4 protein-coding genes are annotated in these 21,354 nt (G+C 49.8%); all 4 read right to left on the reverse strand.

Annotated features, from left to right (window positions below; translation table 11 throughout):
* Positions 1-9 precede the first annotated feature (9 nt).
* Positions 10-1,164: a cytochrome P450 gene (locus NYE38_RS11610; protein WP_017418090.1), complete on the reverse strand. Its 1,155-nt coding sequence runs from the start codon at positions 1,162-1,164 to the stop codon at positions 10-12.
* Positions 1,165-1,245: 81 nt separating this feature from the next.
* The gene (locus NYE38_RS11615; protein WP_065180574.1) at positions 1,246-7,461 is read right to left on the reverse strand and encodes a beta-ketoacyl synthase N-terminal-like domain-containing protein; all 6,216 of its coding nucleotides are present in this window, start codon (positions 7,459-7,461) and stop codon (positions 1,246-1,248) included.
* A complete protein-coding gene (locus NYE38_RS11620) occupies positions 7,458-13,610 on the reverse strand; it encodes a type I polyketide synthase (RefSeq protein WP_340802505.1) in 6,153 nt (2,050 codons plus the stop codon). Before NYE38_RS11620 ends, NYE38_RS11615 begins: the two co-directional genes overlap by 4 nt.
* Before the next feature lie 22 nt (positions 13,611-13,632).
* Positions 13,633-21,351, reverse strand: a complete 7,719-nt coding sequence (locus NYE38_RS11625; protein WP_340802503.1) for a type I polyketide synthase — start codon at positions 21,349-21,351, stop codon at positions 13,633-13,635.
* Positions 21,352-21,354 lie beyond the last annotated feature (3 nt).

Consider the following 21,354-nt stretch of genomic DNA (forward strand, 5'->3'; position numbering starts at 1 on the left):
TTTTTTCGTTCAAAACTCAACAAGCAGCCTGTCAACGCCGTGAAATACAGGGCTCGGAACCAGATTCGGCTCTTGATCCTCAGTAAAACGCCATGCGGGCATCTGTTCAAAAAAGTGGGAAAGCGCGATTTTCGCTTCAAGCCGGGCCAGCGGCGCTCCTAAACAATAATGGCTGCCCTGACCGAATGACAGATGCTGATTCGGCTTTCGTCCCAAGTCAATCTGATCGGCATTTTCAAACTTCTTTTCATCTCTGTTCGCCGATCCAATCCACGCATACACTTTTTCTCCGGCCGGAATCGTTTTTCCGCCAATCTCGCTCTCAACCGCGGTGTAGCGGGTTACCCGCTGAATGGAAGGTCTGAGGCGGATGACTTCCTCAATAAAGTCAGGAAGGAGCGCCTTATTTTCAAGCAGCCGGGGCAGAATGTCCGGGAACTCCTTGAGACTGAGAAATGAATTTCCGATCACATTTTCCGTCGTTACGTGCCCCGCGACGATCAACAAGCCGCAAAAACCGATTAATTGCTTGTCTGACAGCGGCTCTCCGTCTAAATCAGCTGCAATTAAATGGCTGATTAAATCATTTTGCGGCTGTTTTCCCCGCTGTAAAATAAACTGCATGAAGTATCCGATCATCTGCTTTTGCACTTCATTCATTTTCTTTTCATCTTTTACATTCTGGCTTTGGTCGACCCAGCTTTTAAAGATATCCCTGTCTTTCGGAGGGAATCCTAAAAGCTCTGCGATCACGATAATCGGAAGCGGAAATGCGTAATCTTCAATAATGTCCATCCTGCCTTTTGAACGGACGGCCTGAAGCAGGTCATCAGCGATAGCGGCTATACGCGGTGCAAGAGACTCAACCGATTTCGGCATGAACGGCTGATTGACCAATTTTCTGAAGACGGTGTGTTCAGGCGGGTCCATTTTCAAAAGGCTGTCTTTGTTAATATGCCGGATCATTTTTTCCTGTTTGTCCGCACTTAAGTATTTATGATCGGAAGAAAAATGACTGTAGTCAGAAATCACCCGCTTCACTTCATCATAGGTGAAGATTTCCCAGCAATCTTCCTTTTCATTGTAATGAACGGGAGAGGTTTCTCTCATCGTTTGGTACCACTTGTACGGCTGCTGCTGTCTGATTTTTGTTAAACTGGTCATTTTCATTCCTCCAAGATGTGATCAAGATTTGAAATGACCCGCCGAAGCTTACGAGTAAACCCGGCGGGCGGATATGTGAATTTACGGTCTTGTTTTGGCGGGCTGCTTCAGCATCTCACCATGCACGTTCATGATCTTTTCCTGCAGCTGCAGAAAGCTGTGTTCTGTCATTCCGTCTGCCGAATATAAAACGCCGCAAAATTCAGAAATCGTTTCCGCTGCGCTGTCTTCAGCCAATAACGTCATATGGTTGGATACCGCCACATCCATGATGGCGATGTTTGTCATATGCTCTTCCCACTGGCTCCAATAGTTGACGAAATCAGCGGATAAAATATCAGCCCTGATCGTAAAATACGGATCAAGCTCACCCAAGAAAATTCCGTTTTTATTTCGGAAATAATAGCATGTCACCCCGTTCGGGTCCGGAAGCGGCAGGAGTTCGTAATCAGTGATTTCGTAAGCGTCCTGAACATTTATATTCTGCCTGATCAGATTTTTCACCAACGCGTCCGTCTTCGTTAACCCCCGCTGTTTGGCTTTTGCGATTAATTGCTCTAAAAATATGTCTTCATGAAGATCGGCATTCAGTTCATCACGATGAATCAAGGTTTCAGAAATGCGTTCCGGATGTTGATAGATTGGTGCAAATAAAGCCATGTTCACCGTCTGCAGCATCATATTTTTATCAAATAATTCATCAGGAATGTTTATTTCCCGCGCACCCGCCGAGTCAAAGGAGTCAAGCATGACGATTGACTCAACGATTTCTCCAGCCAGCTGCAATTGCCGGGTGACTTCATAAGCGAGCATGCCCCCTAATGAATAGCCGCCTACATCGTAAGGACCCCGGGGCTGCACGGTACGTATGAGCCTAACGTAATATTCCGCCATGTTTTTAATGCCGCGGATCGGTTCCCGGTCTGTCATCCATCCTCTTGCCTGAATTCCGTAAAAAGGACGCCCGGTCCGTTCGGCAACAGGCTGGTACAGCTCCACTGCCCCCAGCGCGGAATGAAACCAGAAAATCGGTCTTCCCTTTCCCCCCGGGTTAAGACAGATCAGTTCGGGCGGTTCTTGATCATCTGTCTCTTCTGATATATCGTTTTGTTTCGTATGTTCCTCATGTACTTCCTCGGTGTCTTTTTGGACAGAACCGGTCAGATACCCGGCTAATGTTGCGATTGTCGGATATTCATAGACCAGATTTGCCGTAATAGACGCTTGATAGGTTTTATTAATGGACTGAACCCATTCCACACCGATAATAGAATCCAGCCCCATCTCAATGAATGCTTCATGCTCATCAATATCTTCCGGCTTCAGAAACAGGATGTCCGCAAGGCTTTCTTTGAGCTCTTTGCGCAAAGTGCCGTCAGAGATGCCGGCAAGGGGCGTTTCTGCTTCCGGGATTTGCGGACGTACCGCTGTTTCCTCCGCTTCAGCATACTCGGGCTTCTTTATTTGCCCCGCTATATATTCCGCAAGCTCCTTAAGCGTCGGGTGTTCATACACCTTATTGGCAGTAATCTCAGTGTGGTGCGTTTTATTTACTGTTTGTATCCATTCAACCCCGATAATGGAGTCAAGTCCCATGTCGATGAAAGGCTCATCAGCGTCAATATCTTCCGGTGACAAAAATAAAATATCTGCCAGGCTTATCCTCAATTCTTCAAGCAATGTTCTATTGTCTTCGAAAACGGCTTTTTCTGGATGCCGGACAGAAACAGTACCATCCAAAGGCTGTAACACGATCGGTTTTTGCAATGTCTCCGGTTCAAACGCTGTCATTTCGATCTCAGTTAAAGGACTCAGAGAAATCAGCCCTTCATGTTCAGGCTGCGGCGAAGACGGGAGAACGGTTTGCGTTTCAGACTTTTTCATGGCCTGGCCTGGTAAAGAACTGTTTACATCAGCCGCCCAATACCTTTCTTTTAAAAACGGGTAGGCAGGCAGCGGCGTTTTATAATATTGCCCTCCGTCAAAAAGCCGTGTAAAAGGAAGATCATACCCTCTGCAAAAAAGGTCAGCGATATGTGCCAGGCTTTCTCTGTACTGTGCTGGCGAAGACGCCGAGCGGCACTGTTCAATGCATTCCATTCCGAATGTTTTCATTCCGGCTTCTTCTGCCGGCTTCTGATCCTTCAAATTGGACACAAACACACCCGGAAGCTCTCTTTTTACAAGCCACTCCGATAATACCCGCTTCAGTTCGTCCGCACTGCTTACGATACAGGCAAACCGGTGATGTAAATGCTTTCTGCCGAGCAGGAGCGTATAACTTATATTTCCCAGATCGCTGTCTTTGTTCTTGCTGAGTGAATCCAGCAGGCGTTCTGCCTGAATTTCCAGCTGACGCTCCGTCCGCGCAGATAAAGGAATGAGGCAGGCCGGTTTTGCCGGTGACCGGCGCACGGTTTGCGGCGCCTCTTCAATCACAAGATGGGCATTTGTTCCGCTGAATCCGAATGAACTGATGGCGGCTCTGCGCGGTGCATCCGGGTTCCGTTCCCACGGTATCAGCTTGTCATTCACAAAAAACGGGCTGTCCGCAAATTGAATATGCTGATTGGCTTGGTGAAAATGCAGGGAAGCCGGAATCTGCCGATGCTTCAGCGACAGCAGGATTTTAAACAGTCCGGCCATCCCCGCGGCCGCAGCGGCATGCCCGAGATTGGTTTTCACAGAGCCGATGGCGCAATATCCTTTTTTATCCGTATAGCGGCGGAAAGCGCGCGTTAAGGCGCCGAATTCGATCGGGTCGCCCAGTGCAGTGCCCGTTCCGTGAGCTTCCACCATTTGAATGGTTTCCGGATCAATGTGAAAAGTGTCATAGACATGCCGTTCCAATCGTTCTTGAGATAGCGCGCTTGGAGCGGTGATTCCGTTTGTAGCGCCGTCCTGATTCATTGCAGAGCCTTTTATGACGCCGTACACATGATCTCCGTCACTAACGGCATCGCTAAGACGTTTCAGCACCACCGCTCCCACGCCTTCACCAGGCACGAACCCGTCCGCGCTTTGATCAAACGTATGGCAGCGTCCGGTCGGTGACAGCATATTCGCCTTATTTGACGACTGATAAAAAGCGGGAGTGGATTGAATGAAAACCCCGCCCGCCACCGCCATTTCCGTTTCTTTCGTCCAAAGCCCCTGACATGCCAAATGAATGGCTGTCAGCGAACTGGAACATGCTGTATCAACAGTGATCGCCGGACCTTGTAAATTAAGGTGATAGGCGATCCTTGCCGGAGTGACGGAATTATGATTGCCCCAAAACGCCTGCGCGGGCCCCTGCTGTTTAAAAATGGCCTGGTAATCTCCGCCGCAGGAGCCGGCATACACGCCGCATTCCCGGCCTCTTACCGAGTCTCCCGCATATCCCGCATCTTCAAGCGCTTTCCATGATTCTTCCAAAAACAGCCGCTGCTGAGGGTCCATATAGGTCGCTTCACGTCCCGATATATGAAAGAAAACGGGGTCAAAACATTCAATGTCCTCTATAAAACTGCCATACTGGCATTGGCTGTCAGAGACATCCCATCTGTCTGCTTTTTTAATCAGATCCCGTCCGGCGGCTAAGTGTTCCCAAAACTCATGGACATTCTCCGATTCAGCAAACCGCCCGCTCATCCCGATAATCGCGATCGGTTCTTTTTCAGGTAACACAGCTGCTGATTTTACTGTATCGGCCGGATCCTTTTGTTCGGGGCGGTACGTCATTTGATACGGCTCAGAAACGCTGATGACGATTTTCCCGATATTTCCGCGGTCATCCAGACAGTGATACGCTTCTTTTATGTCTTCAAAGGAAAAGATTTTTGAGATGACAGGCTGAATGACTCCCTCTTCCGCCAGCCGCTGCAGTTCCAATTGATAGTCCTTGACCCGATCCGGATTTTGAAGGGACAGCTTCCGCAAATCCACGCTGTGAAACGATTGATTGTTATGAAGGACGGACAAGTCGACTGATTTAGCGGATTTCAGCGCAGTCATGGCAATTTCGATATATCTTCCGCCCGGCGCCAGGCAATTCATTCCTTTTTGCATGGCATCACCGGCCAGGGTATTAATGACAACATCCACTCCACGGCCGCCGGTCATTCGCATGATTTCCGTTTCAAAATCTTCTTCTAAATAGCAAATGGTATTGTGGATCCCGAGCGAATGCAGATACTCAATTTTTTTCTGTGATCCGGCCGTTGCATATATTTCCGCGCCGATATGCCGGGCCATTTGCACCGCGATCAGCCCCGTTCCTCCCGTCGCGGTCTGAATTAATATTTTTTCGCCTTTTTTAAGTCCGGCTTTCCGGAAGGCGTCTATCATTGTCACCGCCACGGTAGGAAGAGCGCATGCTTCTTCAAAGGTCAGCCGGGCCGGTTTATGATAGACTTGATGTTCTTTACATGTGATGAGATTCGCCTGAGAGCCAAATTCCTCTCCCATGCCGACAATCACTTCATCACCCGGAATGACGGATGTTACATGCCTCCCTGTCTTGATCACGACGCCGCTTGCTTCGAATCCCGGAGTGAACGGATAAGGCGGCATCGTCGGATACAGCCCTCTGACACAAAGCAAGTCTCCGAAGTTTAAAGAAAAGGCGCGGACGGCTATTTGAACTTCGTCATCTTTTATCTCGGGCACTTCACTGCGGGCAATCGTCAGATCTTCAATGCCGCCCGGACGGTCAATCACAACCCGGAATATTCCCGAGTCATCGGACTTTGCGAAAGAAGGCGGCATACGTTCTTGTTTCGGTTTCTGATAACCGTTTTCCTTTCTTTCCGTCTGCAAAGGTTTTTCATTAGGCCATTCTTCCTGAAGCGCCGGGCGGATTTTCGCTCTTTCGGTCTCCAGAGACGAGGCTATGATGGTTTCGTATTCTGCCGAGATATAACCGGTCAGCAGTTTCACATGATAGTAATCAAATAAAATCGTTGTCTGCAGTGTAAGATTCAAACGCTTATTAATCTCGTTAATCACATTGACGGCCAAAATGGAATCAATGCCGTATTCAGAGAAATTCAGTTCTTCCTGAATATCCTCTTCTTTCATTTTTAATACATCGGCAATACTTGTTTTGATGACAGAGCGGACATGGGAAGCGACCGATTCCCCATCAGCCTTAACAGCTTGATGCTCCTCTGGCGCGCGGCTGCGGGAAACAGGCTGTGCGGGCTTTCGGAAAACTTCGGCCGGGGCGGCGTATGGCTTTCTGCCGTCTCTGATCCCTTGCATCCGGACGAGTCCGTCACTCTCAGCTGCGATAATCTGCTGACCTAAATCATGAGCCGTTTCAGCAGGGAAACAAACCGCTCTGTATCCTTCCGAATGCAGCACACACTCCCACGATTTTGGATATAAGCCGGGACTTCCCGGAATCCGAAGCTCAGCATCCTCATAGGACCACCAGCCGTCAAGCAGCCCGAAGGTTAAATGGGTAAAAACAGAACGATCGCTGATTTCGTTTATCAAAATCATCCCGTTGTATTTCAGGAGCGCTTTCAGACGGCGCAGTGTCAAACCGATATTTTTTGTGGCGTGAAGCACATTGGCGGCGATGACAATATCGTAAACACCCGTTTTGATATTTTGTGATTCGCAAGGCTCCTCCGCATTAAACAAGGCTGTTGTCAAATACGGCACATCAGGTCCGTATTCCTGTTCGGCATGCATTAAAAAAGCTTTAGAAACGTCCGTATAACAATATTCCGCAATCTGTTTTGCGAATGGTTTCAGTTTTGTAAACAGCATGGCGCTCGTTCCGCCCGTCCCGGCCCCTACTTCTATCAGCCTGATGCGGGCATCGGGGTGTTCTGTAAGATAAGCTTTCAGGTAAGCGGCCGCGGAATCTGCCAACACTTCATTAAAATAATCCGCAACGGGATTATGCTTATAAACACCTTCAACGAGCCGCATTGATGAATCGGGAAATACGATATCCGTAGCCGGACGTTCCCCTTTTAAAATGGAAGGCATCGCTTTTATCGTCGCCTCGGCCAATTCAGCTTGCGCAAGCTCCCCATTGGGAAGCAGGCGTTTATGGGCATTCCACTCATTCCAGACTGTGCGGCCGTCCGGGCGCTGATCCGTGAGGAGAGTGACCGTGTATCCGTCATACGTGATATACCCGTTTTCTTTTAATAGATTCAGGCTTTCTTCCAGCCATCTGCCGTATGTGCCGATCACGCCGGCGCTCCGCATGGATGCTGAAGCTGTGGTGACAGGCTCGCTGAAAAACCCGATTGACTGTAATTGGTAAAAGAGCAGTTTGCAAAGAAGGCTGTTCATATGCGCAACTCCATTTCTCGTTTTAAAGTCTCAAGCCGTTCATTCCGATCCGGATTTTGCCGCTTGACGCTTTCCATAAATGAAGGCTTCGGGCCGGATACAACCGATATTGCATCTTGATCCGTCAGCGCGGCTAAGCCGTGCGGAGCAGCTTTAATGAATGCCGCTTGGCTGAACGGTTCTGATAGTAAGACTTCCAGCGCCTCCATTGCTTCATCGGGTTCAATAGAACCGATCCCTGACGCCTCCATCCGTTTTCTGTAAGACGGGTCTGATACAACGCCCAGACTGCCCCAATATCCCCAATTCATGACTTTCACTTCACAATCAAGCAAAGAAGCGATATGGCGGGCAAAGGCGTCTTGAAATGTACACCCTGCCGCATAGTTGCTTTGCCCGGCATTTTTTGTGAAAGAATTAACGGATGAGAAAAACAGCACAAAATCAAGCGGTTCTCCCTTAAAAGCTTCGATCATTCGGACGCTCGTATTCACCTTAGCTGAAAAAGCGTTTCTGAAAGAAGCTTCATCCATATTCGCCATACTTTTGTCGGCAAGCGTTATCGCGGAATGGATGACTCCCGTTATATTGCCGTATTGCTCTCTTACGGAACGGACGGCAGCCTTAAGCGCTGCGGCATCTTGAGCATCAGCCTGTATATATTGCGGCGCGGGGCCTGATAGCGCCAGCCTGTCTATTTTGCTCTGAATCTCCTGATCCTTCGGCCGCCTGCCGATCCATATCATCCGTGCCTTGTAACGGGTGATCATGTATTTGCTCCATGCTTCTCCGATGCCGCCCGCTCCGCCGATGACAGCATAAACGCCGCCTTCTCTGTACGACATACGCGGAGCGGAACTTGTCAGCACCCGGACTGTTTTTTGCTTGTGCCAAGCTCCGTTACGGTACGCGGCAGCATTTCCGTCCGGATCTGGAGGAAGGCGCCAGATGTTTTTCATTTCAGCCGAATCACTGCCTTCTTCTGCATCAATCAGCCTGATGTCCCAGTTCGGATATTCTTTTGCCAATGAACCGATCAACCCGTGTACGCCCGCATGCTCAGGCTGCGGCAGATCACCCGGATACACGGACTGTGTCTGCCGGGTGACCGCCGTAAAGCTGATGTTTCGGTTTCCATACCCGAGTGACAGCAGCGCTTTGATGAAACGGAAACATTGAATCACCCCATTCTCCTGCTCATCAAGCATTTCCTGACTGACGGATGCGGGTGCGAAACGATCCGGCGCAATCCATAAGAAATGGCGGATATCCTGATACCCGGCTGTCAATTCACGTAATGTTTGCTCGCTTGAATGATCCGGCGTCTCCGCCAGATGGGCGCGGGGCCACATTTTTGCCGCGGCTTTTATGGTATTTCCCGGCTTTCCGATGATCAGCAATTGTTCCTGATCAACCGCTTGATTTTCTTCTATGGAAAAGAAAGTTTTGTCCCAAACAGGGGCAAGCATCGCTGTCTGAACTTCCTGCCGCTTGCTTTCGGTTTGGTTTGTCTGCCGGACAGCCCGGCAGGAGAAGCCTGTCAATCTCATACAAACAGCGCCGTTTTCATCACATAAATCAATATCCAGCGTCAGCGCTCCGTTATCTGACCGATCGCTCTGTTTGCGGACAAGCGCCCACATCGTTTTCTGAGTCGGCTGAAATATTTCTGCCTGCCTCAGGGAAAACGGCAGCATCGGAGTGTCTCCGGCAGTATCTGAACCGGCACCCAGTGACGCCTGAAACGCGGCATCTAGAAGACTCGGGTGGATGACAAACTGATCGGCGGTACTGTCTGCCGTTTCTGGCAGCGACAGCCGGGCTGCAGCGCCCCTCTCTCCGATCATCAGCTGATCAATTCCTTGATGGCTCGGCCCGTATATCATACCCGCATGCCGGAAAGCCTGATAAACCTCATCAGACGTCATAACCGATTGGCTGCACCCGGACAGCCAGCCCTCTAAGTGAACTGACGGAACCGCTGCTATCTCTCCTGATACCGCGGTGCCTTTACTGTATATAATCCGTTCTCCCCCGGGTTCTTCCGATAGGCTGTAAATCGTAAATTCAATGTCTTCATTTTCCTTAAGGATAAGGCTGATATGGACTTCTACATCCGTCCCCTTATGAACAACAGTCCTCATCCATATGAGATCTTTCAAATACAGTCCTTTACGTCCGTCCGGCACAGCGTATGCGGCACGCTCAACGGCCGCCCTGGCCATTTCGATCACGGCGGCTCCCGGGAGCACCTTCTCCCCATTGACTGTGTGGTCAGTGAAAAAGAATTCCCGTCCGGTAAAAACAGAAGTGAATTTCAGCTCCCACAGATCGGATGTGTTTTCATGAAGCAGCGGATGGATCACCGTTTTGCCGTCATCCCGTTTTGAAACCGCCTCGGCTTCATCTTGAATCCAGCATCTGACCTTTGCAAACGGATAGGCGGGAAGGCTGATTCTCCGGGGTTTTTGTCCCGAATATAACAAGTTCCAGTCCACATCGACTCCCTGCACCCACATGTTCAGCAAATGACCGTACTTTCTCTTTTTCAGCCATTTGCCCATGGCTTCCTGCAAATCTTCATCAGATTCAAACACAGCCACTGTCTCATGATTTCGCTTCGCCCGCCCCCTGTAAAGATGCGGTGCGTTTTCATTTTCCAAGTACGATCTGAGCTTGTCCTCCAGCTCCTTAAGGGAGTCCGCAATGAAAGCCAGCCGCTCATCCATCGCTTCCCGCCCCGCTTGTAAAGTGTATGCGACATCAAATAAGTCCGGCTTATCCGTATGCTTCTTTTGAAGAAAAGCAAGAAGGCGCTCCGCATATTCTGTCAGACGCTCCCCATTTTTCGCAGACAGCAGAATGACAGCCGGCTCTTGGCTGCTGATTGCTTGTTTTACAGGAGCCTCATATTCTTCAATAATGATATGCGCGTTAGAACCGCCCGCACCAAAGCTGCTGATCCCCGCCCTGAGCGGCTGTTCTGCTCCGTCTGCTGCAATCCGTTTCCAATCTGTTAATTCCCGGCAGACGGAAAACGGCCCTTCGTCAAATTGGATATTCGGATTTAAAACATCCGCATGCAAAGATGGGGCGATTTGTTTGTGCTTCATCTGCAGCAGCACTTTTGTGACAGCGGCGATGCCTGCTGCCGATTCCCCATGTCCGATATTTGATTTGACAGACCCGATGAGACATGTTTCAGGAACATCACCGAATGCATCGGTTAAAGCCCGGATTTCAATCGGATCGCCTAATTTCGTCCCTGTCCCGTGCGCTTCCACATAGCTGATCTGGCCCGGGGATACCCCCGCCTCCTGTAAAGCTTGAGAAATGACTTCGCTTTGCGCCTTGGGGTTCGGTACGGTGTAACCGCTCGCTCTCCCGCCGTGATTAATGGCAGCTCCTTTAATGACGCCGTAAATCCGATCTCCGTCTTGTACGGCGTCTTCTAAACGTTTAAGAAGCAGCACCCCGACACCTTCTGCCGGAATATAGCCGTCACCCCCGGCGCCGAAACTCCCGCAGTGTCCTTTAGATGAGATGAACTGCCCCTGGCTCAGCATGAAGTACTTGTTAGGATGAACGGTGAGATTCACTCCGCCGGCAAGCGCCGCGCGAACCCGATGATCCCGCAGATCCCGGCACGCCATGTACAATGAAGTCAGCGAACCCGAACACATCGTATCGACCGAAATGCTCGGCCCTTGAAAATCGCAAAAATAGGAGACACGGTTAGCAATGGATGAAATCCCGCCGGGGAGCCCGATATGCCGTCCTTTCACTCCCGCTTCAGCCGCGAATAACGGATATTCCTGATACATGACTCCGGCATACACACCTACCTGACGGCCCAGTTCAGGTGATGTCCTCGTATATCCCGCATCCTCCATGGCCATCCACGCATGCATCAAAAACAGCCGTTCCTGAGGATCAAGGTGTTCCGCTTCACGGGGGGAAATCTTAAAGAACTCAGGATCAAAATCGGCGATCCCGTCAATGAATCCGCCCCATTTGCTGTAGATCGCTCCCGGCGCCGTCCGGTCCTCGGAAAAGTAATGTTCCCATTTCCAGCGGTTTTTCGGAATTTCGGTAATACAATCCTTTCCTTGTTTGAGATTATCCCAAAACGCATCGATATCATCGGCCTGCGGATACTTGCCGGAAACCCCGACAATGGCAATATCCAGCGGGTTTCCTTTCGTTTTCTGACGGCTTTGATTCCCGGACGGGGCAAAAGACGCATTTTCAAGCCGATTTGGCTGAAGCACTTCTTTCACAGACGCGTTTTTCAATTCCGCCAGCTGTTCCCCGGTATGACTGAGGACTGCGGCATCAAATGAGAGAAACCCGTCTTTTTTATGTTTGATTGTATTCACCACATAGACGGTATCAGACATGACAGGTCCGTAAAGCGTCAGCCTCTCAATCATGAGCGGAACGTGAATCCGCTTTTTCAGCTGCAACTCTTCTTCACCGAGCGACATATAACAAGAATTCAATATAAGCGGGTCAAATGCAAAGTGATGCAGATCGCCTTTTTCTTTTTTTCCTGATAGGTCCAGCTGCAATAAAAAGGAGCTCTCACTCATTTTGTATCCCGCCGTTACCGTTTTCAGCATCGGGCCTATCGTGAAGTCGGCAACCGAATCGTACAGACGGGAAATAACATCCGGCGCCACCTTTTGTGCATGTGCCTTCATTTGTTCAACGTCATATGATTTTTTTACGGGTGCCTCTATACCTCTGCTTATTTCTCCTTCGGCACATGTCTTCCGGCTTTCTTTACCGGAAACAGTGCAGCTTGCGGTAAAGCGTTCGGCACTCTTTTCTGCCGAAAATGAAATGTCAATCTGTGCGGCCTCTCCCGGCTCCAGCGTGACGGGCCCGCCCGTAAAGCGGATATCTTTCAGCCCGGCGGGATACGTGCCGGGATGAGACGCTCCGGATGCTTCAAGCACAAGACACGGATACGTTACACCCATCAGTGCCGGTTTGCCGAAAACCAGATGATCCTGAAGGAATGCTTCATGTTCATAGAAAGTAAATGTCTGACTGCCTGATTGCGTTTCAGAGACCGGTGCTGCATCCGCGACAAGGCCGGGAGATTCATCTGTTCCTTTTGTTTTTATGTCTTCAAGCAGTTCGGATATGCTGCTGCATTCAAATAAAAGAGTCGGATTCATCCGCAGATCAAACGCACCTTCGATGTCTTTAATAATGGCCAGAAGCTGTGACGATTCAAGACCTAATTCAAAAAACACGGTGTGCGCATCATTTCTTGTGACAGGACGGCCTACGTATGTTGAGAAAATGCGGTATAAGGTTTCCTCCATCTGCTGAACGCCTGGTATCAGCTGCCGGTCTGTCCGCACCTTTTTGGCTGTCAGGCCGAGCAGTGAAGCAATATGCGCACCGCTGAGGTTGTAAAAGTCAATATCCATTTTCACCATTTCAGAAGGCGTGCCGGACTTTTTCGAAATCACCGCGTAACAGCGCTCCGTAACGGTTTCAGCGGCAATAAACGAATCATAATAAATCGGTAAAAACAAACCGGTGCCTGCAGCTGTCTGCAATACGCCGGAGGCCATGGCGGCACCGTCCATCAGCGCGGGATGAAAGAGAGCGCCGGGGAGATTTTCCTGGCATGAATCAGACTGCCGAATATCAAGGAAACATTCCTCTTCATTTGCATAGATCTCTCCCTCCGGCTTCATCAGCCCGTCATGCGACAGTCCGCGGCTTCTCGCGTCTTCGTAAACCGTATGCAAGGAGACTGATGGAAGCGCAACTTGTTTTTTCTCTTCCGCGTCAAGGCGCTTATCTGATGAGAAGACTCCTTCATGCACCTCCGCTGATAAGAAAACCGTCCCGGAATCCGCCCCGCAAATCGAGGCTGTCCAGAACTCCTTTTCTTTACTGAATATGACACTCACATCAAGCCGCTCTGACCGTTTCACTGATAAAGGATGATAAATGGTCACCCGTTTCAGACAGATGGAACGGAATGAAAGATCAAGGCTTTGCTTTGCCAGCTGATACAGCATATCAATATAGGCCAGACCGGGCATGACAGATTCTCCGTGAACAAGATGGTTTTTCATAATGGGATGTTCTGCCGTCAGGCGCAGATTCACTGTTTTTTTCATGGTTAGTCCCCTTTTAAAAACGTCACGTTGTCACCTGCCAAAACGAGTCTGCAGGTGCAGTGCTTGTCTCTGCTTTTTTCTCATATTTCTTTAAAAGATCCGCAATGTCTGTTTTTTCATTATTTATTTTTTCCGTTTCACTCTCCGTGCTGTTCCAGCCGCCCAAAAGCGGGTAGTGTTTTTTTCTGAATTCCGGCGGCTGAGGCGCCCGGTGATGTTCCCGCTGCCTTTCACCTCTGTATTCTTCAACGAGGATATGAGCATTTGTCCCGCCGTCAGGAAATGAACTCTGAGCTGCGACGCGGGGTTTCTTCTCTGAATGCCAATCAACGGGTTCACGATTAAAATGAATACGCGACGCTTCAAAGTCATAATGTTCAAATGGCTCAAGCGCTGATAAGAAAGGCGGAATCAGCTTATGATAGACGCTCAGCACACATCGGATGAAGCCCGCAAGACCTGAAGACAGAAGCAAATGCCCTACATTCGGTTTCACCGATCCGATCCGGCAGGGCAGAAGCGTTTTCCGGTTCAGCTGATAGACATCTGAGAGCGCCTTGATTTCCACCGAATCAACGATTGGGGAACCGCCTCCGTTCACTTCTATATATCCAATGTCTTCGGGCGACTTTTCCGCCATGTCAAGCGCAGTTTGAATGGCGTCTCTCTGCGCTCTTATATTCGGTGAACCGGGACCGAGCGTCCGGCCGTCATTGTTTACCGAGACGGCTTTTATGACGCCGTAAATACGGTCTCCGTCCCGCACCGCATCGCTCAATCGTTTGATAAAAACCGCCCCCGCTCCTTCTCCGAGCACTTCTCCCGCTGATTCACGGTCGAATATATGAAACACGCCGTTCTCATTTAAAATATGGCGCGCTCCGAATAACCGGTGCGCGGACGGAGATAAGAGCAGACTCACCGAACCGACTAAGGCCGCGTCAATCCTTCCGGCCAAAAGGGCGTCTTTTGCAAAGGACAGCCCGATCAGCCCTGAGGAACATGCTGTATCCACGACAAGGCTCGGTCCTGTGACATTCAAAAATCGTGAAATGTTGGCCGCCAAATAGTTTTGTCCCGCCCCCAAAATCGGGTTAGGCGCCTGCAGGATATGTTCCATACCGGCTGAAGGCTGCGCCCTGCCGCCGATGTACACGCCGACTTTCCGGCCCGATAAATCCTTTTGGCCGTAACCGGCATCATAAACGGAATGAACCGCTTCTTCTAATATGATCCGCGCCTGCGGGTCCATAATTGCCGCGTCTTTTTCAGAGATGCCGAAAAAGCCCGCATCAAACATGTCGATATCATCAATCCACCCCGCATAATCCTTTGCATGCGCTGTTGCATGCCAGCGCGTTGCGGGGACAGGCCGGATGGCGGTGTTTCCTTTCATCAGCAGCTCCCAAAAAGCATCCGTTCCGCCCGCCCCCGGAAAACGGCAGGACATGCCGACGACGGCAATATCGTCTTCGGTATCCGCTTTCGGCTTCATGGATGTTCTCTCTTCAGCAGCGGCGGTTAAATCAAGCTGTACGTCCCTGTCTTGAACGAAACCATTTTCTTTTGTCACAAAATCGGCTTCATGATGCGCTGCGAAATAGTCAACCATTTCTGTAATCGTTTGATATTGAAGCATTAAGGACGGTGTTAACTTTATGCTGATCCGTTTTTGCAGTGATTGAACCAATTCCGCAAAGAGTATTGAGTCAATCCCGTATTCATCAAACGGCATATCATCTTTTATCTGCTCATCCGTCATTTTCAGTTCTTCGCTGAAAACGGTGCGCACCCATTGACGAATCATGTCCTTCACCTTTTGGTCACCGGCAGTGCTTTTTTTCACGGGAGCTTCAGATTTCTTCACCTTCAGAAGATCACCAAAATCAGGCTCACTGTCTTCGGGAACACAAGGAATTCCGCAGCTTTGTCCGTTTAATATGATGTAATCTAAAAACTTCAGTCCGTCTTCGGCAGACAGCCTGGAAAGTCCTGATTTTTGATAAGCAGGTGTTTCCGGCAGGCCTTCAGCCATGCCGGTTTCTTTCCAGACGGGCCATTGAACGGCTTTAACAAACACGTTCCCTTTACCTGCTTGATGATTTGCAAAAGAGTCCATAAACGAATTAGCCATCGCGTAGTCACTTTGCCCCGCAGCAAGCGAAGGGATCAGACCCGAAACGGATGAGAACAAAATAAAAAACGACAGCGGCTCATTCTGAACAGCTTCATAGAGACCGCGAAGCCCTGTTACTTTCGGTGTGCAAACGCTTTCGATTTCAGTTTCGGTTTTGTTATAAAAAGCGGGGTGTTCTCCCATTGCGCCCGCGCAATGAAAAATGCCGGTAATCGGCCCCATCGTGCCGCTGATGCTGTCCGTCATTTTCCGGAGCCCCTTTTGATCCGTAAGAGAAACGCTGTAATAACGGATCTCCGCGCCCCGCTCGGCTAACCTCTGCATCCGCTCGGCTTTTTCCGGGAGAATGCCGTCCTTTTTCATGTCTGCCCACTCTGAGGAATCGGGAAGCGGCTCCCGCCCCATGATGACCAGTTTCCTGCAGCCGCGTGAAACGGCATGCTCCGCCGCAATTGCGCCGATCCCGCGCGATCCGCCCGTTATTAACAGCACATCATCAGACGAATAGGAAAGCTCAGGCGCCGCCGAAACATTCATACCCTGCTTCAGAAACGGCACATAACGGCGATTCAGCCTGTAGCAGCATTCACTGCCGCTTTTGGCCCGCGGCTGTAAAAATTCAGTCTCAATCTGTCTGCTTAATTCTTCTGTATGCTCAATCTCACAATCGCTATCTATCGTAAAAGAATGAATGTTGGCATACTCAGCGCCCAGCATCCGGTACAGCCCCGCCGTTTTCGCCCCTTGCATCAGAGGTTTACTTTCCTTGAAAGGCTGGAGGCGGTGTGTCACTTGGCTGAACACAGCGCCGCTATGACGGAATGATTCCAGAGCCTGCTGTAAAAAGGCAAGCTTTCCGTGTTCTATCTCTTCCTGCCGTTCATATTCCGCGTCATATGCGGTTATGTCGACGACCCCGAGTATCTGTTTGTTTTGAAGAGACTCCCGCACTCTGCCGTAAAGGTTTCGCCCCGATGCGGCGGCGTAATAATCGGCGCCGTCTTTTGCCTGATGGATGAAGCAGATCGTTTCAATATGGCCGTTTCCTTTAAAAAGAGCATCGGCCAATCGGCTCGTCTTATCAGTTGCAAGTATCATTACTGTTCCTGATAATGCTTCAGACTCCGCCGGATCTTGCTGCTTCCAGTCTTTTTGAAGAATGATCTTTTGGTTTTCCGCCGGTTCGTCTGTCTGTTTCCGGATATCCGCAGGCACAGGCACCCAATACCGCTCCTTCGCGAACGGATATACAGGAAGGCTGACCCGTTTCGGCTTCTCTCCTTCGTATAACAGGCTCCAGTCAACGGCGGCTCCTTTTGCCCACTCAGTGAGCAATCTGGAATATTGCTTGTTTTTCAGCAGCTCGGCCATTCCACTTGATGAAATATCATCTTGAGCACGTCCGCGGAAACATCCTTCAATTTCTGTTTTCCGTTCAAGCACATCCTTCAGTTTCGCTTGCAGGCCGCAAACGGATGTAACGATAAATGCCAGCCGTTCAGGCATCGCTTCTCTGCCAGCTTGAAGCGTGTAGGCCAGGTCTTTAAGGTTGACTTCTTTTTCCCGTAAAAAGCGGTCATACCGTTTGACATATTCTAATAGGCGTTCTTCATTTTTTGCCGAAAGCAGAAACAGAACCGGCTCGTCTTCCCGTATATTTACCGATTTCTTTTCAGCCTGCGGCGGCAGATATTCTTCTATGACAAAATGGGCATTGCTCCCGCTGGCACCAAAAGAACTTAAACCCGCTCTTCTCGGCTGGTCAGGATGTGACGGCCGTTCCCATTCTTCCAGCCGGTCCGCCACATAAAACGGCGTGTCCGGAAACGGAATATGGGGATTCAGCGTGTCCGCGTGCAATGACGGAAAGATTTCTCCATGCTTCAGCTGCAAAAGCACCTTTGTTAATCCGGCGATCCCGGCTGCTCCTTCTAAATGGCCGATATTTGATTTGGCAGAGCCGATGGCGCAAAACCGCTTCTTGTTTGTCCATTTGCGGAAAGCGCGGCTCAGCCCTTCAATTTCAATCGGATCACCCAGAGACGTGCCTGTTCCGTGGGCTTCAATATAACTCAATGTCTCCGGATCAATGCCGGCACTCTGAAAGGAATCTGTAATGACTTCCGCCTGTGATGCCGGATCAGGCACGGTCAAACCGGATGTTTTTCCGACATGGTTTAAAGCGGAGCCTTTTATGACGCCATATATCGGACAGCCCATTCTTTCCGCTTCTTGAACGGTTGTCAGTAACACCGCGCCGACGCCTTCTCCCGGCACATAACCGTCACCGCCGTCGGCGAAGCTTTTGCAGACGCCTTCTGAAGACAGAAATCCGGCATTCGCCAAAAACGCATATTTATGCGGGTGTGTGACCGCATTCACACCGCCGGCAATGGCGAATTCGCACTCCCCTCTTTTAATGCTTTCACATGCCAAATGTATGGATGTGAGCGAAGAAGAGCACATCGTATCAACAGCCATTGACGGCCCTGTAAAGTTCAGGCAGTGAGACACGATATTCGGAACAGAGGCAGGCGTCACGCCCATAGACAGCGGTGTGCCCCGCTGTGTGATTTCAGCGCCGAACAGCTCATAATGGCTCCAAAACACACCTGCGAATACCCCGACGCGTTTTCTCTTTTGTGAAGATGGCCCGCGCGCCGTTCTGTCCTGATAAAAACCGGCATCTTCACAAGCTTCCCAAGCCGTCTCTAAAAACAGCCGCGCCTGCGGGTCCATCATTTCAGCCTGGCGCGGAGTCAGATTGAAAAACAGCGGGTCAAAGCTGTCTATGCGATCTAAAAATCCTCCGTAACGGTAGAACTGATCTGCTTCATATGAGAAAGAATAACCTTTCCATCTGTCTTTCGGCATTGTTGTGATGCAGTCTTTCCCTGAGCGCAGATTTTGGTAAAATTCATCAATGCTTCCCGCCTGCGGGTATCTTCCCGCCAATCCGATTACCGCAATATCATGCTCTTCTGTATGTCTCTCTTGTTTTCGGCTTCTTCTCTTGACAGCTGCGTTGGATAATGAAGATCCGTTCTTGTCTCCCTTTGGACCCAATCGGCCCATGCTTTCAGTTACAGCCGGCTCTTTCCCGTATAAAATAACGGATTGCAGCTTGCCGAGTCGCAGCATATATTCAAGTGAAGCCATCCCTTCCCCGGCCGGTAGCGGGCTGGTGCCTGTTGCATCATTCATGATCTCTTTCATCAAGCTGTCAACCTGCATGCCGCCATCTTCCCAAAGCGGCCAGTTGATCGTCATAGAAGCCCCGTTCCGTTCGCCTTTTTCCGCTTTGCAATCGCGATATTTCATATATTCATCCATAAAAGCGTTCGCCGCGGCATAATCTGTCTGGCCCGCATTTCCGGCCAACGCCGAGAATGAGGAAAAAACGGCGAAAAATTCAAGCGGTTCATGCCGTGAAGCTTCGTCCGCATGAATCAGGCCGCTGATTTTCGGCAGGAACACCTGCTTCAAGTCAGAACTGTCTTTTTGGATGATAAATTGATCTTTTAAAACACCGGCGCAATGAAAAATGCCCGTCAGCCGGCCGAAAGTCTCTGTAATCTGAGCAAATGCCCGCTCTGTTTCGGCTTTATTGCCGATGTCCGCTTGAACGTAAAGAACTTCTGCTCCCAATGCTTTCAGTCTGCTGATCTTCTCAGACTGTTCCGGCGAACGGCCGATGAGTGCGAGCTTCACCTTTTCTTTTTCTGCAAGATGACGGGCAAGCAGAAATCCAAGACCGCCGAGGCCTCCTGTAATGATATATACGCCGTTTTGTTTCCAAGGAGACTGTGTCTGCCCGTCCAGTTTCTCAATACGTTCGAACAATCTGATCTGCCGCATATTGTCTTTATACCGAATGTCTGTGCAGCCTGCATAAGAGCAGTCTGCTTCTGTTCTAATGATTGCGGCCGTCTCACTTGGCAATCTCTCATTCTTGTCACAGAAGGTGATCACCTGAGTGCGAAGAACCGGATTTTCCAGATGTGCCGTTTTCAGCATAGCCCCGAGAGCGGAAGACAATGCCGCTCCATTCTCAACGGCGCATACAAGCTGAATCAATGTATGTTCTTTCGGATGGTCTGTCAGTTCCCGTTTGAGCATACGAAATATGCGCTCGGCATCTGCTCCAAACTGCTCATCTGCAGCCTCATGCTCCCTTTTCAGTTCTATCACTTCCGCTTCCGGGCAATATGTGCCGAGTTCACCGGTGAGACGGGGTCCTGCATCGGCAGCGATAATGAGATGACGGGTGTGTTTTTGCCCGTTCTGCACCGCCGTTTCCAGCGGCTGATCTTTCCAGGCGGGTTCAAAAAACAGAACCTCATCAGCAATGTCAGCATCTGATGTATGCCGTTCTTCGGCCGAATCTTTCAGCACACAGCCCGCTTCATTGATAAGGTAATCCGCAAGGCGGCGGACAGATGAATATTCAAAAAGCAGTGTCGGATAAAACTGCTGCTGAAAAGTCTGCTCTAATATCTTTACAAGCTTCAGCAAATGCGCCGAGTCAAGCCCCATATCATAAAAGCCTTTCCGCACATCAATATCCTGTGCCGGACGATTGATCAGCCTGGCGATTTCCGACTTTATGTAAGTCACCATGTTTTGTTCCGGCGTTTGCTGTTCAGACACGTCTTCTGCGGCCACAGGACTTTCGGGCTCTCCACGGCCGCTTCTGTTCTGCTTAGGCGGCTTCTCTTTGTCTATCAGATGGGTAATCATATTCGCTTGTCTGACCCTTTTTACTGTCAGTTTCTCACATTCGGCCAATACGTTCCCTGCCCTGTCGTAAATCGTGAAGTCGGCCGAATAAACATCAGGTTCGCTGGCTGATACGCCGCTTTCAGTGCGGCTGTTTTTCGCAGAATAAGTGTAAATCGTTTTCGGAAACGGCTGATACATGCAAAAACGATTGATCATAAAAGGAATATAAGGTGTGTCATTTTGCTTTTGGGCCGACAATGCAAAGGAAGAGCCGGCAAGGGTGGACGCATCTAAAAAAGCCGGATGCGCCTTAAATTTCTCCCGGAATCCTTCAGCCAAATCACTCAGAGTGAGCTCCATTAATTCTTCTTTATCCTGAAGCTGATAAACGGCCCCTTCATTTTTCATAAACTCGCCATGCTCAATATGGCTGCTTCTTGCAATTCCGTAAATGTCATGCATGTCCCATTTTCGGCTTGCGTTTTTCATGAACGCTTCAATATTCAGTTCTTTTGCCCAGGGCGTGTCTTCTTGCAAATAAAGCTGGCATTCCATATTCTCATCCCGGTTTCCGCCAAGCGGTGTGCCGTTTTTTGCTTTTTCGCTTGTGATCTCAACTTTCCAGCTGTCATGCGCCGGCGTAAAGGTGACATACAGGTGTTTATCAAACTCTTCAGATGTTACAACAGGCTGCTTAAAAATAATCTGTCTTAATTCTATAGGCCTTTCACCGAGATACCCGGCGGCGAGCCGATACAGCATATCTATTAAAGTCACGCCCGGGAGGACGCGGATTTGATGAACGCGATGATCCCGGACGATATAATTCGTATGGCTGATTTTCTGCAGGAACGTTTTGACTTGATCGGTGGCAACTGCCAATCT

Origin of the sequence: Bacillus sp. EU63, from assembly GCF_038592915.1 — a bacterium.
Classification (GTDB): domain Bacteria; phylum Bacillota; class Bacilli; order Bacillales; family Bacillaceae; genus Bacillus; species Bacillus velezensis.